Source organism: Streptomyces sp. WG7 (assembly GCF_049975785.1).
In the GTDB taxonomy this organism is placed as follows: Bacteria; Actinomycetota; Actinomycetes; order Streptomycetales; family Streptomycetaceae; genus Streptomyces.
Window position 1 is genome coordinate 236,296 of sequence record NZ_JBNGGE010000005.1, and the last position, 14,425, is coordinate 250,720.

A 14,425-nucleotide genomic window follows, 5' to 3' on the forward strand; every position below is an offset into this window, starting at 1 on the left:
TCTGACGCTGCATCGGAAGTCGTACACGGACCTGGACCAGGGGCACGGGGGGCACATGACGGCGGTCGTCTTCATCCACGGCACGGGGGTTCGCGAACCGGGCTTCTCTGCGCTCGCGGGGCGCTTCTCCGTTGGAGTGACGGAGCTGCGCGGCGGACTGCGTGTCGTGCCCTACTACTGGGGCGGCGAGCACGGGGCGACGCTCGCCGCCGGCGGAGCGAGCCTGCCCCCGGTCTCCGGCCGAAACCGAGGCCCCTTCGCCCCGGACGCCGACGACGACGGCACGGCCGCCTGGGCCGCCCTCTACGCCGATCCGTACGCCGAACTCGCCCTCGCCGCCGCCGGAGCCGCTCCCGCGGCGGAGCTCCCCCCGGGCTCCCTGCCACCGGACCAGGCCTTACGGGCACGGCTGGCCGCTCTAGCCGCCGAGGGCGACGCACCGGCGGCCGACCTGGGGCCCGGCCTGGCGCGCGCCGCCGCCGACCTGGCCGCGCACCCGCTGCTCGGCGCCGCGGCCGCGGCCCTCGCCCCGGACGACCTCCCCGGCCTCGCCGCCCGCAGCCTCACCGCCCGAGTCGTCGCCGGCGCCCTCGACTCCGACGCGCCCCTCGTACCGGCCGGCGCCACCCGGGACGCCGTCACCGACCGGCTCGCCCGCGCCCTGGGCGCACCGGCCCCCGGCAGGGAACGCGGCGTGCGCTCCCTGGCACTGCGGGTCGCCGGCTCCGCCGCCTCCCGTGCCGTCGTACGCCGCCGCCGGGCCCTCACCGAGGCCGCCCACCCGGCCGCCGGGGACGTGCTGCGCTACCTCAGCCGCGGCGAGGCGGTCCGCGCCGGACTGCGCACCCTGCTCGCCGGGCTGGAGCCGCCCGTCGCGGTCGTCGCCCACAGCCTCGGCGGCATCATCGCCCTGGACACGCTGGTCCTCACCCCGCTGCCCCAGGTGAGGCTGCTGGTCACCGCCGGCTCCCAGGGGCCGTTCCTGTACGAGTCCGGGTCCCTGCCCTCCCTCGAACACCCCGCGCCGCTGCCGGACCACTTCCCCGACTGGCTGAACCTCTACGACCCCCGCGACCTGCTCTCCTACCTGGGCGCCGGCCTGTTCCCGGGCCGCGTGACCGACGTCGCCGTAGACAGCCGCCAGCCGTTCCCGGCCGCGCACAGCGCCTACTGGACCAACCCGGCCGTGTACCGGCACATCGTGGACCGGCTCCCGTGACCGGCCCGCTCCCCGCCCCGGCCGTCGACCCGGCCCGGGTGCACGCGCTCGTCGTCGGCGTCGAGGCCTACGACGCCGGCACCGGCTGGGACCTGCCCGGACCCGCCCGGGACGCCGTCCGCTTCCACCGCCTGCTGCGCGCCGCCGGTGTGCCCGAGGCCAACATCCGCCTGCACCTGGCCCCGTTGCCGCCGTACGTCCCCGAAGTGGCGTACGCGCCCGCCGACCACGCCACGCTGCGCCGGGCCCTGGTCCGCGAACTCCCCGCCGCCCGGGGCGACGTGCTCTGGGTCTGGTGGGGCGGCCACGGTGTCCTCGACCGGTCCGGGCAGCTGCGGCTGTTCTGCGCGGACGCCACCACCGACGACAAGCTGGGCATCGACCTGGACTCGGCGCTCGCCCGGTACGCCGGGGACGCCGTGCCCGGCTTCGCGGACCAGCTGTGGATCGTGGACGCCTGCGAGACCTTCGAGGAGGCACTCGCCTTCCGCGAGCCGCTGCCGCCCGACGCGCTGCCCGTCGGACGGCGCAGCCTGGCCCACCGGCAGACCCTGCTCCGGGCCGCCGGGCGGGGCCGGGTCGCCGCCAACGACCCGGTGCGCGCCACCGGCCTGTTCTCCGACGTCCTGCTCGCCCTGCTGGCCGACCGGACCGCGGTACTGCCCGCACCGCCCGATGCGGAGGAACTGTTTCCGGCCGTACGGACGCGTATCGCCGCCCTCAGGGACGCGGGTCGTACTCTGCAGTATCCCGAGATCCGGCTGCAGAGCCCCGAACGCACCGAGATCCTCGCCGCGGTGGGGCCCGGCGGCGGGGAACGGCGGGTCTCCCCGCTGCTGCGGGCCGTGGACGCCCTCCTCGCCTATCCGCTGATGAGCGACCCGACCGAGCGGCAGACGGTCGTCGGGTACCTGGACCCACGCGTCACCGGGACGCTGCCCCGTCACACCAAGGCACGCACGGACGCGACCGGCATCCTCAACACCCTCGCCCGGCGCCACCCACAGGCGCTGTGGGAACTGTTCGACGCCGTGGTGTCGGTCGATGACGACCCGCTGCGGAAGACCGAACTCTCCGATGCGCTGCGGGAGTTGGCGGATCCGCGGGAGTGACCGGGTGCTCGTGGATGATCGGGTGGCGTGATCGTACGGTTTTCGACATGGGTCGTAATGGCCATGATGGAAAGAGACACGGGGCATCGAGTGCCACCGTGCGAGAAGGGGGAGCATCTTGGACCAGCCGCCCGCTCTGCGCCATGCCGAAGCCGCCACCCGTGAACAGCCGGCCGCCCTCGGGCGCGCCGATGTCTGGGAGTCGGACCTGGCGGACGTCGCGGCGCTGCCCCTGACCGCCGTGGACGCTCTCACGCCGCTCCGCCCCACCGCCCGCCTGCTCGAAGAGGTCCTGCGCGCACGCGGCAGCATCAGAGGCGGCGGCGAGGGCGGCGGCGGCGCCCGGGCCGAATAGCCGCCGCCCGCACCTGAGCGAAGGGCCCCGACGGCAGGGCCCCGAAGACGAGCCCCGACGAGGCCGAGCGCCCGCCGGGGTCCGCGCGTGCCCACCCCCGACCGGAGGTCCCCGCCCATGACCAGTGAGCCGCGCCCCGCCCCGTTCCGCGTGCCGGACCGGATCTTCGCGGAACTGGCCGCCGGAGGTGGTTCCGCGGAGGCCGTGGCCTTCCTGGAGCGCGGGGAGCGGGCGCGGCGGCTGCTCCTGCTGCGGACCCTGCTGGACCGGCTCGCGGAGCTGCCCACGCCCCTGACACCGGTCGCCGAGGCCTGGGACACCTTCAAAGCCGCCGCCGAGCGGGCGCCCGAGGCGGTCGACCGGCTGCTGCTCGCGCCGACGACGGGTGGCTGGATCGCCCACATGCTGCGCCGGGTGCACGGCACCGCGACGGGGCCGCCGCTGTGGGCGGAGGCAGGCCGGCTGAACGTCCTGGCGCTCACCGCGGCCCTGCACGCCGGTACGGAGACGTCGCTCACGGTCCCCCTCGCCGACGGCGCTCTGCACCTGCCGGGCCTCGGCCTGCTCCGGCTCCCGGCCACGTCACCGGGGCCGGCCGTCGCACGGGCCGCGACGAGAGCGGGTGAGCTGACCCTCTCCGGCCCCCCGGCCCACGACGGCTCCCGCACCGCCGTGACGTGCCACCCGGCGACGGCACCGGCGGACCGGCAACGACCGGAGGAGCTTCGGACGGAGGAGCTTCGGACGAAAGGATTCCAGCTTCGGACGGAGGGATTCCGGCGGCATGGATCCCGCCCGGCCGAGCCACGCCCGGCCGAGTCACGCCCGGCCGAGTCAGGCCCGGCCGAGTCACGCCCGGGCGGGGCCCCGTCGGCCCCCGCTGCGGGGCCCGCCCCCGAAACGTCCGCGGCGACCTGGCTCCCCCTGCGTACTCTCGTCCACACCACCCCCGCCGGTTCCGTCGCCATACCCCTCGACGATCTCGACCCCTACCGCGACCTGGACGACCCGGTCCCGCCCGCCCGGCTCGACGCCGAGGAGGCGGCCGAGTGGCAGCGGGTCTTCGACGACGCGGTCGGGATCCTCGCCGCGACCGGCACCGGCACCGGCACCGGCCCGGGACGGCTCGACCCTGCCCTGATACGCGCCGTCATACCGTACGGCCGTACCGCCCTCACCCCGCCCGCTCCGCCGACCGTCGGGGTCTCCGCCTCCAGCGGCGACTCCTTCGGCGCCATGGTGATCTCCCGCCCCGGGTCCGCGCTCGCCCTCGCCGAGACCCTCGTCCACGAGTTCCAGCACAGCAAACTCGCGGCGCTCCTCCACCTCTTCCCCCTCCTCGACGACGACCGGGAGGAGCGCTTCTACGCCCCCTGGCGCGCCGACCCCCGCCACCTCACCGGGCTGCTGCACGGCGCGTACGCCTTCACCGGCGTCGCCGGCTTCTGGCGGGACCGGCTGGCCGAGCCGGCCCACGCCGAGACCGCCGCCTACCACTTCGCGCTGCGCCGGCTGCAGAGCCGGCTGGTCGTGCGCACGCTGCTGACCAGTGCCCGGCTCACCGCACCGGGGCACCGGCTGGTCGCGGGGCTCGCCCGGACGCTGGACGGGTGGCTGCGGGTACCCGTCGACCCGGCCGTACGGGCCCGGGCCCGTACGGCCGCCGCCCTGCACCGCACCCAGTGGCGGCTGCGCAACGTCGCCGCACCGGACGGGCCGGACGGGCCGCACGACGGCACCCTCCGCTTCCACCCGGACCGCGTCTTCTGGCCCGACACCCGCACCCACGCCTTCGCCCTCCGCCCCGCCGACCCCCGCACCCCCGACGAGCACCTCGCCGCCGGCGACCCGGCCACCGCGCTGGACGGTTACGCCAAGGACCTGGCCCGTGATCCGGCCGACCCGCACGCGCTGTCCGGCTGGATCGTCGCCCGCGCGGTCCTGGAGCCGGGCCGCTCCACCCGTCGCCCGCTCGCCCGGCCGGAGCTGCTGCTGCCGCGGCCTGGCGGCTGACCCGTCGGGCGGCCCGCGCGAGCCGGGGACGGGTCTGCTCAACCGGGGGGTGAACAGGCGCCCGAATGGTCAGGATGGAGTCATGGGATTCCAAGTCGACTCCGAAGCCGGGCGGCTCACCCGCGTCATCCTGCACCGGCCGGATCTCGAGCTCAAAAGGCTCACCCCCAGCAACAAGGACGCCCTTCTCTTCGACGACGTGCTGTGGGTGCGCCGGGCACGCGCCGAGCACGACGGGTTCGCCGACGTGCTCCGCGACCGCGGGGTCGCCGTGCACCTCTTCGGCGACCTGCTCACCGAGGCCCTGGACGTCCCGGCGGCCCGCCGGCTCGTCCTGGACCGGGTCTTCGACGAGAAGGAGTACGGAGTACTGGCCACGGACCACCTCCGGGCCGCCTTCGAGACCCTGCCCGCCCGCGAGCTCGCCGAGGTCCTGGTCGGCGGCATGACCAAGCGCGAGTTCCTGGACGCGCACCCGGAGCCGACGTCCGTGCGGTTCCACGTCATGGAACTGGACGACTTCGTGCTCGGGCCGCTGCCCAACCACCTCTTCACCCGGGACACCTCGGCCTGGATCTACGACGGCGTCTCCATCAACGCCATGCGCTGGCCGGCCCGGCAGCGCGAGACGGTCCACTTCGAGGCGATCTACCAGCACCACCCGCTGTTCCGTGACGAGGCGTTCCACCTCTGGTCCGAGGGGCAGGCCGACTACCCCTCCACCATCGAGGGCGGCGACGTCCTCGTCATCGGCAACGGCGCCGTGCTCATCGGCATGAGCGAGCGGACCACACCCCAGGCCGTGGAGATGCTGGCGCACAAGCTGTTCGCGGCGGGTTCCGCCCGCACCATCGTGGCCCTCGACATGCCCAAGCGGCGGGCCTTCATGCACCTCGACACCGTGATGACGATGGTCGACGGCGACACCTTCACCCAGTACGCCGGGCTCGGCATGCTCCGCTCCTACACCATCGAGCCGGGCGTGGGCGAGAAGGAACTGAAGGTCACCGACCATCCGCCGGAGCACATGCACCGTGCGATGGCGGCCGCGCTCGGGCTGAACGAGATCCGTGTCCTCACCGCGACCCAGGACGTCCACGCCGCCGAACGCGAGCAGTGGGACGACGGCTGCAACGTGCTGGCCGTCGAGCCGGGCGTCGTCGTCGCCTACGAACGCAACTCCACCACCAACACCCACCTGCGCAAGCAGGGCATCGAGGTGATCGAGATCCCGGGCAGCGAGCTGGGCCGGGGCAGGGGCGGACCGCGCTGCATGAGCTGCCCGGTCGAACGGCAGGCCGTATAAGAATTCAGGGAGTCGTATACAATTCCATGGAGATCCGTCCCCGTACCTCTGGAGCGCCCCCATGGCGACAGCCCCGACCGCCCTCGCCGGCCGCCACTTCCTCAAGGAGCTCGACTTCACCGCGGAGGAGTTCCGCGGCCTGATCGAGCTGGCCGCCGAGCTGAAGGCCGCGAAGAAGGCCGGGACCGAGACACGGTATCTCCAGGGCAGGAACATCGCGCTGATCTTCGAGAAGACCTCGACGCGCACGCGCTGCGCGTTCGAGGTCGCCGCCGCCGACCAGGGCGCCTCGACCACGTACCTCGACCCTGCGGGCTCGCAGATCGGCCACAAGGAGTCCGTGAAGGACACCGCGCGCGTGCTGGGGCGCATGTTCGACGGGATCGAGTACCGGGGCGACAGCCAGCAGAAGGTCGAGGAGCTGGCCGCCTTCGCCGGCGTGCCCGTCTACAACGGCCTGACCGACGACTGGCACCCCACCCAGATGCTCGCCGACGTGCTGACGATGACCGAGCACAGCGACAAGCCGCTGCACGAGATCACCTTCGCCTACCTCGGTGACGCCCGCTTCAACATGGGCAACTCCTACCTGGTCACCGGCGCCCTGCTCGGCATGGACGTACGCATCGTCGCCCCGAAGTCCTACTGGCCCGCCCAGGAGGTCGTCGACCGGGCGAAGGAGCTCGCCGGGTCCAGCGGGGCGCGCATCACCCTCACCGAGACCCTGGACGAGGGGGTCCGCGGCGCCGACTTCGTCGTCACCGACGTCTGGGTCTCCATGGGCGAGCCCAAGGAGGTCTGGAACGAGCGGATCACGTCCCTCGCCCCGTACGCCGTGACCATGGACGTGCTGCGCGCCACCGGCAACCCGGACGTCAAGTTCCTGCACTGCCTGCCCGCCTTCCACGACCTGGGCACCAAGGTCGGCCAGGAGATCTTCGAGGCCCACGGCCTCGATTCCCTGGAGGTCACGGACGAGGTCTTCGAGTCCGCGCACTCGGTCGTCTTCGACGAGGCCGAGAACCGGCTGCACACCATCAAGGCGGTCCTGGTCGCCACCCTGGCCTGACCACCCTGGCCCGACCGGCCAGGACAGCCGTAGGGACCCGTCCCGTTATTCTGACCGGCGGCCCCGGAGCCACCCCTTCCGGTGTCGCCGGCCGCGACCACCGTCGCGCCCCCCGCACCACCAGAAACGAGCACCACCCGCAATGCCCGCTTCCCGCGTCAAATCCCCCCACCTCCTCGTCGCCGAATCCGGCGCCGACCGCGAAGGCCACGGCCTGAAGCGCACGATGGGGCTGTTCCAGCTCGTCTGCTTCGGCGTCGGCGCGATCGTCGGCACCGGCATCTTCGTCGGACTGTCCGACTCGGTCGCCGAGGCCGGCCCCGCCGTCGTGGTCTCCTTCGTCCTGGCCGCGATCACCTGCGTGTTCACCGCGTTCGCCTTCGCCGAGCTGGGCGGCGCCATCCCGGTCTCCGGCTCCTCGTACTCCTTCGCCTACGCCGGACTCGGCGAGCGGACCGCCTTCCTGGTCGGCTGGTGCCTGCTCCTGGAGTACGGCGTGTCCGTCTCCGCGGTCGCGGTCGGCTGGAGCCAGTACGTCAACGAGCTGCTCGAGAGCGTCCTCGGCCTCCAGCTGCCGCACGCGCTCTCCGCGGGCCCCGGCGACGGCGGCGTGGTCAACCTGCCCGCCGTGATCGTCATCGCCCTGGCCTGCGTGCTGCTGGTGCGCGGCGTGCGGGAGAGCGCCCGGGCCACGGCGGCGATGGCCGTCCTCAAGCTGGCCGTCCTCGTCGCCTTCTGCGCCGTCGGCTTCTACGCCTTCCAGGACGGCAACCTCAGCCCGTTCTCCCCGGCCGGCCTCGGCGGCATCGGCGCCGGCACCACGGCCGCCTTCTTCTCGTACATCGGCTTCGACGCGATCACCACGGCCGGTGAGGAGGCCAAGAACCCCCGCCGGGACATCCCCATCGCGATCCTTGTCTGCATCGGCCTGGTCACCCTGCTCTACTGCGCCGTCGCCGTCGCCGCGATCGGTGCCGTCGGCGGGGACGCGGTCGGCGACCGGCCCGCCGCGCTGTCGTACGTCGTCAACGAGGTCACCGGCTCCACGATCGGCGGCGGTGTCGTCGCCTTCGGCGCGGTCGTCGCCATCGCCTCGGTGGTGCTCGCCGTGATGTACGGCCAGACCCGCATCCTCATGTCGATGTCCCGCGACGGACTGATCCCGAGGGTCTTCGAGAAGGTCTCGCCGCGCACCGCGACCCCCGTCGCCGGCACGCTGATCGTCGGCGCGGTCTTCGCACTGCCGGCGGCCTTCGCCCCGCTGGACGCGGTGGTCAACCTGTGCACCATCGGCACCCTAGCCACCATGGCCGCCGTCAACGTCGCCGTGATCGCGCTGCGCCGCCGCGAACCGGGCCTCGCCCGCACCTTCCGTGTGCCGCTGTACCCGGTGACGCCCCTGCTCGGGGTCGGCTTCTGCCTGTACCTGATCTACGAGACGGGCGCGGCGACCTGGCTCCAGTTCGCGGTGTTCCTCGCGGTGGGTCTGCTGGTGTACGCGGCCTACGGGCGCCGGCACTCCCGCCTCGCCCGGGCCGGTGCGGAGGTCACTCCGAAGGGCGACGCGGAGCGGGTACCGCAGGAAGCCTGAACCAGACCGCCTTGCCGGACCCGGCGGGCCGGTGACCGCAGGACGAGCTCAGGGCGCGGATCAGCAGCAGGCCGCGCCCGTGCTCCTGCCAGGGGTCGGGCGGCTCCACGCCGGGGCGGGTGAGGTCGCCGGGCGGCGCCGGGTCCGGGTCGTGCACCTCGACCTGGCAGCCGGTCGGCAGCAGCTCCACCACCAGCTCTATCGGCGCCCCGCCGGAGGTGTGCTCGACGGCGTTGGCGACCAGCTCCGCCGTGAGCAGTTCCGCGGTGTCGCCGTCGGCGGTGTGCTCCAGCCCGGCCAGCGCCGTACGGACCAGGGAACGGGCCACCGGCACGGCCGCGGCGGAGTGCGGCAGTGCGATGCGCCAGGAGGCGGGGGCTGCGGGGTGATCGTGCACGGCTGGTCCGTTTCGTGGAGCAGGCGGTCCTGTCCGGCTTTCAACCTCATGAATGGTACGGCGCCGCCCGGCGGAGCCGTCGAGGGGCACCGCCCGGGGCCTCCCGCCCGGTGCACCGCCCGGGGCGCTCCACCCGATGCACCCCGGGGCCCTCCGCCCGGTGCACCGCCCGGGGCGCTCCACCGGATGCACCCCGGGGCCCTCCGCCCGACGCCGGACAAGCTGTCGCGCACCCGTGACGACGGTCACAGAACGGTGATAACTTCGAGTGTCATGAGTCCCTTCACCGGCTCCGCCGCCCCCACCCCCGACTGGCGGCACCTGCGCGTCGACCTCACCGACGGCGTCGCCACCGTCACCCTCGCCCGCCCCGACAAGCTCAACGCGCTGACCTTCGAGGCCTACGCCGACCTGCGCGACCTGCTCGCCGAGCTGTCCCGGGAACGGTCCGTGCGGGCCCTGGTGCTGGCCGGGGAGGGGCGCGGCTTCTGCTCGGGCGGCGACGTCGACGAGATCATCGGCGCGACCCTGTCCATGGACACCGCCCAGCTCCTCGACTTCAACCGCATGACGGGCCAGGTGGTGCGGGCCGTGCGGGAGTGCCCGTTCCCGGTGGTCGCCGCGCTGCACGGCGTCGCCGCCGGGGCGGGCGCGGTCCTCGCCCTGGCCGCCGACTTCCGCGTCGCCGACCCGTCCGCCCGCTTCGCCTTCCTCTTCACCCGCGTCGGACTTTCCGGCGGCGACATGGGTGCGGCGTACCTGCTGCCGAGGGTGGTCGGCCTGGGGCACGCGACCCGGCTGCTGATGCTCGGCGACCCGGTGCGGGCGCCGGAGGCCGAGCGGATCGGCCTGATCAGCGAGCTGACCGACGAGGGCCGCGCCGACGAGGCCGCCGCCGCGCTCGCCCGCCGCCTCGCCGACGGTCCGGCCCTCGCGCACGCCCAGACCAAGGCCCTCCTCACCGCCGAACTGGACATGCCCCTCGCGGCCGCGGTGGAACTGGACGCCTCCACCCAGGCCCTCCTGATGAACGGCGAGGACTACGCCGAGTTCCACGCGGCCTTCACGGAGAAACGCCCCCCGAAGTGGCAGGGGAGGTAGGCGGATGCTCCCGGCCCAGGGGACCGCGGCGCCCTCGGGGGCGCGGGGCAGTGCCGATCCGCGGCTCGGCCGCGGGGCGCGACCAGCCACAACGGCGCCGCACTCGCCCGCGACGCCACACCACCCCCTGCGCGCCGCGATCATCGGGGGCGGCCCCGGCGGCCTCTACACCGCCGCCCTCCTCAAACGCCTCGCCCCCGACCGGCAGGTCACCGTCTGGGAACGCAACGCCCCCGACGACACCTTCGGCTTCGGCGTCGTCCTCTCCGACGAGACCCTCGGCGGCATCGAACACGCCGACCCCGTCGTCTACGCGGCCCTGCGGCAGGACTTCGTCCGCTGGGACGACATCGACATCGTCCACCGGACCACCCGCCACACCTCCACGGGACACGGCTTCGCCGCCCTCGGCCGCCACCGCCTCCTGGAGATCCTGCACGACCGCTGCCGCGCCCTCGGCGTGGAGCTGCGCTTTCGCACCGAGGCCCCGCACCCCGACCGGCTGGCCCGGGAGTACGACCTGGTCGTGGCCGCCGACGGCGTGCACAGCACCACCCGCGAGGCCTACCGCGACACGTTCCGGCCCCGCCTGACCGTCCACCGCTGCCGCTACATCTGGCTGGCCGCCGACTTCGCCTTCGACGCCTTCCGCTTCGACATCGCCGAGACCGAGCACGGCGTCGTGCAACTGCACGGCTACCCGTACGCGCCCGACGCCTCCACCGTCATCGTCGAGATGCGCGAGGACGTCTGGCGGGCGGCCGGCTTCGACGGACTGGACGAGTCCGAGTCCACCGCCCGCTGCGCCAGGATCTTCGCCGACGCCCTCGGCGGCCGGCCGCTGAGGTCCGACAAGTCGGCGTGGACCGCCTTCCGCACGGTCGTCAACGAACGCTGGTCGCACGGCAACGTCGTCCTCCTCGGCGACGCCGCCCACACCGCCCACTTCTCCATCGGCTCCGGCACCAAGCTCGCCGTGGAGGACGCCCTCGCGCTCGCCGCCTGCCTGGAGGAACAGACCACCCTGGAAGCGGCGCTGACCGCCTACGAGGCGGAGCGGCGCCCCGTCGTCGCCTCCACCCAGCGGGCGGCCAAGGCCAGCCTGGAGTGGTTCGAGGACCTGCCCCGGTACCTCGACCAGCCGCCCCGCCGGTTCGCCTTCAACCTGCTCACCCGAAGCCGCCGCGTCACCCACGAGAACCTGCGGCTGCGCGACGCCCGCTTCACCGAGTCCGTCGAGCGCGAGTTCGGCTGCCCGCCCGGCACGCCCCCGATGTTCACCCCGTTCCGGATGCGCGGCCTGACCCTGCGCAACCGCGTCGTCGTCTCCCCGATGGACATGTACTCGGCCACCGACGGCATCCCCGGCGACTTCCACCTGGTCCACCTGGGAGCCAGGGCCCTGGGCGGTGCCGGACTCGTGATGACCGAGATGGTCTGCGTCAGCGAGGAGGGCCGCATCACCCCCGGCTGTGCGGGCCTGTACACCGGCGCGCAGGGCGAGGCGTGGCGGCGGATCACGGACTTCGTGCACGAGCGGGCGCCCGGCACCGCGATCGGCGTGCAGCTCGGGCACAGCGGACGCAAGGGCTCGACCCGGCTGATGTGGGAGGGCATGGACGAACCGCTTCCCGAGGGCAACTGGCCCCTGGTCGCCCCCTCCCCGCTGCCGTACAGACCGGGCGGCCAGACGCCGCGCGAGCTGTCCCGGGCCCGGCTGACGGACATCCGGACGCAGTTCGCGGCCGCCGCCGCGCGGGCCGCCCGGGCCGGTTTCGACCTGCTCGAACTGCACTGCGCCCACGGCTACCTGCTCTCCGGCTTCCTCTCCCCGCTCACCAACCACCGCACCGACGCCTACGGCGGCTCACTGGAGAAACGGCTCCGCTTCCCGCTGGAGGTCTTCGCCGCCGTACGCGACGTGTGGCCGTGGGAGCGGCCCATGACCGTCCGGATCTCCGCGACCGACTGGGCCGAGGGCGGCACGAGCGGCGAGGAGGCCGTGGCGATCGCCCGGGCCTTCGCGGCGCACGGCGCCGACGCCGTCGACGTCTCCACGGGGCAGGTCGTGGCCGACGAGCGGCCGGAGTTCGGGCGGTCGTACCAGACGCCGTACGCGGACCGCATCCGCAACGAGGCGGGCGTCCCGGTGATCGCCGTCGGCGCGATCTCCTCCTGGGACGACGTCAACTCGCTCCTCCTGGCCGGCCGCACCGACCTGTGCGCCCTCGCCCGCCCCCACCTCTACGACCCGCACTGGACGCTGCACGCGGCGGCCGAGCAGGGCTACGAGGGGCCGGGTGCCGTGTGGCCGGCGCAGTACCGGGCGGGCAGCCGCCGTCCGGTGACCGGACGGACCGACGCCCCCAAGCCCAGGCTGACGCTGCACGGACGGCGTCAGGACGCGGAGTCCGACGCGGTGTCCGACGTGTAGCCCCAGGCCGCGCACATCGCGCGCAGCCGCTCGGGGATCTCGTCCTCCTTCGGCAGCGCGCGCCCCGGCTGCACGGTGCCGGTGCGGATGTTGTCGCGCCAGTCACCGAGCCCCCTGACCAGTTCACGGCCGCTCTTCCTGCCGTAGTTCAGCATGGCCGGCGCGTAGTCGACGCCGAGGAACGCGCACAGGCGGCGCATCTCCCGCCCGGGGTCGGCGGTGATGTCCTCGTAGCGCACGGTGAAGCCGTCGGTGTCGGCCGCACGGGCCTCCTCGACGGCCGTCATGTAGCGCAGCACGTCCGTGACGGCCTTGTCGTACGGCCGCTTGACGGGATCGCTCTCGTGCCAGGAACGCGCGACGGACTCCGGATGACGCAGCAGGAACACGAAGCGCGCGTCGGGCCAGCAGTCCTTCAGGCGCCGGTACATGTACGCGTTGGCCGGGGTCTTCTCGACGATGAAGTCCTTGCCGGACTTGACCAGTTCACGGTGCAGGACACGGTCCCAGAGCAGGTGCTCCAGGTCGCCGCGGGCGTGCCCGAGGGCGCCCATGGCGTGCTCGGAGTGCCAGTTGTCGCAGATGACGTCCATCCGTCCGAGGTGCAGTTCGTGCAGGGTGTGCAGCCGCGGGTGGGCGCCCAGCATCATGCGCAGCAGGGTGGAGCCGGAGCGGATGGACGAGATGACGAAGACGGGCTGCCGCAGCAGCCGGTCGGTCGCCAGTTCCTCGGCCGACGGACGTCGGTAGGCGGCCGCGGGGCGCGCCGCGGCCTTCGGCACGGCGGAGATCCTCCCCTTCCCCGCCCGGGGGGCCCTCCGTACCTGGAGGCCGGTGGTGACGGTGAGGGCCCGGTTCAAGTTGCGCGCGAGACTCATGCGTCCGCACGGTAGGCGGCAAACCTGAGAAGAGCGTCTGAGGAGGCTGAGGGTTCCCTCATCATGGAGGAGTGTGACGCGAGTCACTGGCCGGGAGTGAGCCGGTGACCGGGGGAGCGGGTGCTCCGGGCGTCGCGTAGAGCGCGCCCGCGTCGCGCAGCCGCTCGTGCAGGGCCCGGAAGACGGCCGCCGAGCGCGTACCGGGCCAGTCCTCGGGCAGCAGCCGGGCGGGCAGTCCGGGGTCGGCGTAGGGCAGGTGGCGCCAGGAGTCCAGCGCGAGGAGGTAGTCGCGGTAGGCCTCCTCGGGCGGGGTGTCCGCCCGGCGCTCCCAGTCGCGCAGCACGCGCGCGTGGCGGTCGAGGAACGTTTCGTGCTCCTTGGCGATCGCGGCCAGGTCCCACCAGCGCCCCACCGCCTCGGCGGTCGGCGTGAAGCCGAGGTGTTCACCGCGGAAGAAGTCCACGTAGGAGTCCAGGCCCAGGCGGCCCAGTGCGTGCCGGGTCTCCTCGTACAGGCGGGCCGGGGCGATCCACACGCCGGGGGCGGCGGTGCCGAACCCGAGTGCGGCCAGGCGGGAGCGCAGCACGTGACGCTTCTGCCGCTCGGACTCCGGCACGGAGAACACGGCGAGCACCCAGCCCTCGTCCGCGTGGGGCGTCGCGGCGTAGATGCGCCGGTCCCCGTCGTCCAGCAGCTCGCGGGCCTCGGCGGACAGTTCGTAACCGGCCGCGCCCCGGTCGGTGCGGGCGGGCAGCAGCAGCCCGCGCCGCTTCAGCCGCGACACCGACGAGCGGACGGAGGGGGCGTCCACCCCGACCGCGGCGAGCAGCCGGATCAGCTCGGCGACGGGTACGGGGCCCGGCGCGAAGCGGCCGTAAGCGCCGTAGAGCGTGACGATCAGGGATCTCGGGGTGTGCTGCGCGTGCTGGTCGGACACGTTGATCATCTTA

General features: G+C 73.8%; 12 protein-coding genes. 9 read left to right on the forward strand and 3 right to left on the reverse strand.

Translation table 11 applies throughout. The features are described 5' to 3' along the window. Positions 1-55: 55 nt before the first annotated feature. From ACP4J0_RS08380 to ACP4J0_RS08410, 7 genes are all read left to right on the forward strand, one after another. Positions 56-1,219 carry a hypothetical protein gene (locus ACP4J0_RS08380; protein WP_426597974.1) on the forward strand — a complete coding sequence of 388 codons (1,164 nt, stop codon included), beginning with the start codon at positions 56-58 and terminating at the stop codon, positions 1,217-1,219. Beyond that, the gene (locus ACP4J0_RS08385; protein ID WP_426597975.1) at positions 1,216-2,331 is read left to right on the forward strand and encodes an effector-associated domain 2-containing protein; all 1,116 of its coding nucleotides are present in this window, start codon (positions 1,216-1,218) and stop codon (positions 2,329-2,331) included. Before ACP4J0_RS08380 ends, ACP4J0_RS08385 begins: the two co-directional genes overlap by 4 nt. Positions 2,332-2,449: 118 nt before the next feature. Further along, positions 2,450-2,686: a hypothetical protein gene (locus tag ACP4J0_RS08390; RefSeq protein WP_426597976.1), complete on the forward strand. Its 237-nt coding sequence runs from the start codon at positions 2,450-2,452 to the stop codon at positions 2,684-2,686. A 117-nt stretch (positions 2,687-2,803) separates the two neighbouring features. Beyond that, positions 2,804-4,699, forward strand: coding sequence for an aKG-HExxH-type peptide beta-hydroxylase (locus ACP4J0_RS08395; RefSeq protein ID WP_426597977.1), 1,896 nt, complete (start codon positions 2,804-2,806; stop codon positions 4,697-4,699). An 82-nt stretch (positions 4,700-4,781) separates the two neighbouring features. Then, entirely contained in the window at positions 4,782-6,005 is a 1,224-nt protein-coding gene (locus tag ACP4J0_RS08400) for an arginine deiminase (RefSeq protein ID WP_426597978.1), read from the forward strand. Between the two features lie 61 nt (positions 6,006-6,066). Then, positions 6,067-7,074 carry an ornithine carbamoyltransferase gene (gene argF / locus ACP4J0_RS08405; protein WP_426597979.1) on the forward strand — a complete coding sequence of 336 codons (1,008 nt, stop codon included), beginning with the start codon at positions 6,067-6,069 and terminating at the stop codon, positions 7,072-7,074. 142 nt (positions 7,075-7,216) lie between these two features. Continuing rightward, positions 7,217-8,665 carry an amino acid permease gene (locus tag ACP4J0_RS08410; RefSeq protein ID WP_426597980.1) on the forward strand — a complete coding sequence of 483 codons (1,449 nt, stop codon included), beginning with the start codon at positions 7,217-7,219 and terminating at the stop codon, positions 8,663-8,665. On the opposite strand, the gene ACP4J0_RS08415 is transcribed toward ACP4J0_RS08410, so the two are convergent. Further along, positions 8,622-9,062 (reverse strand): ATP-binding protein, encoded by a 441-nt coding sequence (locus tag ACP4J0_RS08415; RefSeq protein ID WP_426526212.1) that lies wholly within the window; start codon positions 9,060-9,062, stop codon positions 8,622-8,624. The genes ACP4J0_RS08410 and ACP4J0_RS08415 overlap by 44 nt on opposite strands. Before the next feature lie 273 nt (positions 9,063-9,335). Here ACP4J0_RS08415 and ACP4J0_RS08420 point away from each other — a divergent pair, with 273 nt between their 5' ends. After that, positions 9,336-10,163, forward strand: a complete 828-nt coding sequence (locus ACP4J0_RS08420; protein ID WP_426597981.1) for an enoyl-CoA hydratase family protein — start codon at positions 9,336-9,338, stop codon at positions 10,161-10,163. A 4-nt stretch (positions 10,164-10,167) separates the two neighbouring features. Beyond that, complete coding sequence (locus ACP4J0_RS08425; protein WP_426597982.1) at positions 10,168-12,597, forward strand: bifunctional salicylyl-CoA 5-hydroxylase/oxidoreductase; 2,430 nt, start codon at positions 10,168-10,170, stop codon at positions 12,595-12,597. Here the strand turns inward: ACP4J0_RS08425 and ACP4J0_RS08430 are convergent. Both ACP4J0_RS08430 and ACP4J0_RS08435 read right to left on the reverse strand, forming a co-directional pair. Continuing rightward, positions 12,561-13,475, reverse strand: a complete 915-nt coding sequence (locus ACP4J0_RS08430) for a sulfotransferase family protein (RefSeq protein WP_426597983.1) — start codon at positions 13,473-13,475, stop codon at positions 12,561-12,563. The two genes, ACP4J0_RS08425 and ACP4J0_RS08430, sit on opposite strands and share 37 nt — an antisense overlap. A 61-nt stretch (positions 13,476-13,536) precedes the next feature. Next, on the reverse strand, positions 13,537-14,421 hold the full coding sequence (locus ACP4J0_RS08435; protein ID WP_426597984.1) for a PaaX family transcriptional regulator: 885 nt from the start codon (positions 14,419-14,421) through the stop codon (positions 13,537-13,539). Positions 14,422-14,425 lie beyond the last annotated feature (4 nt).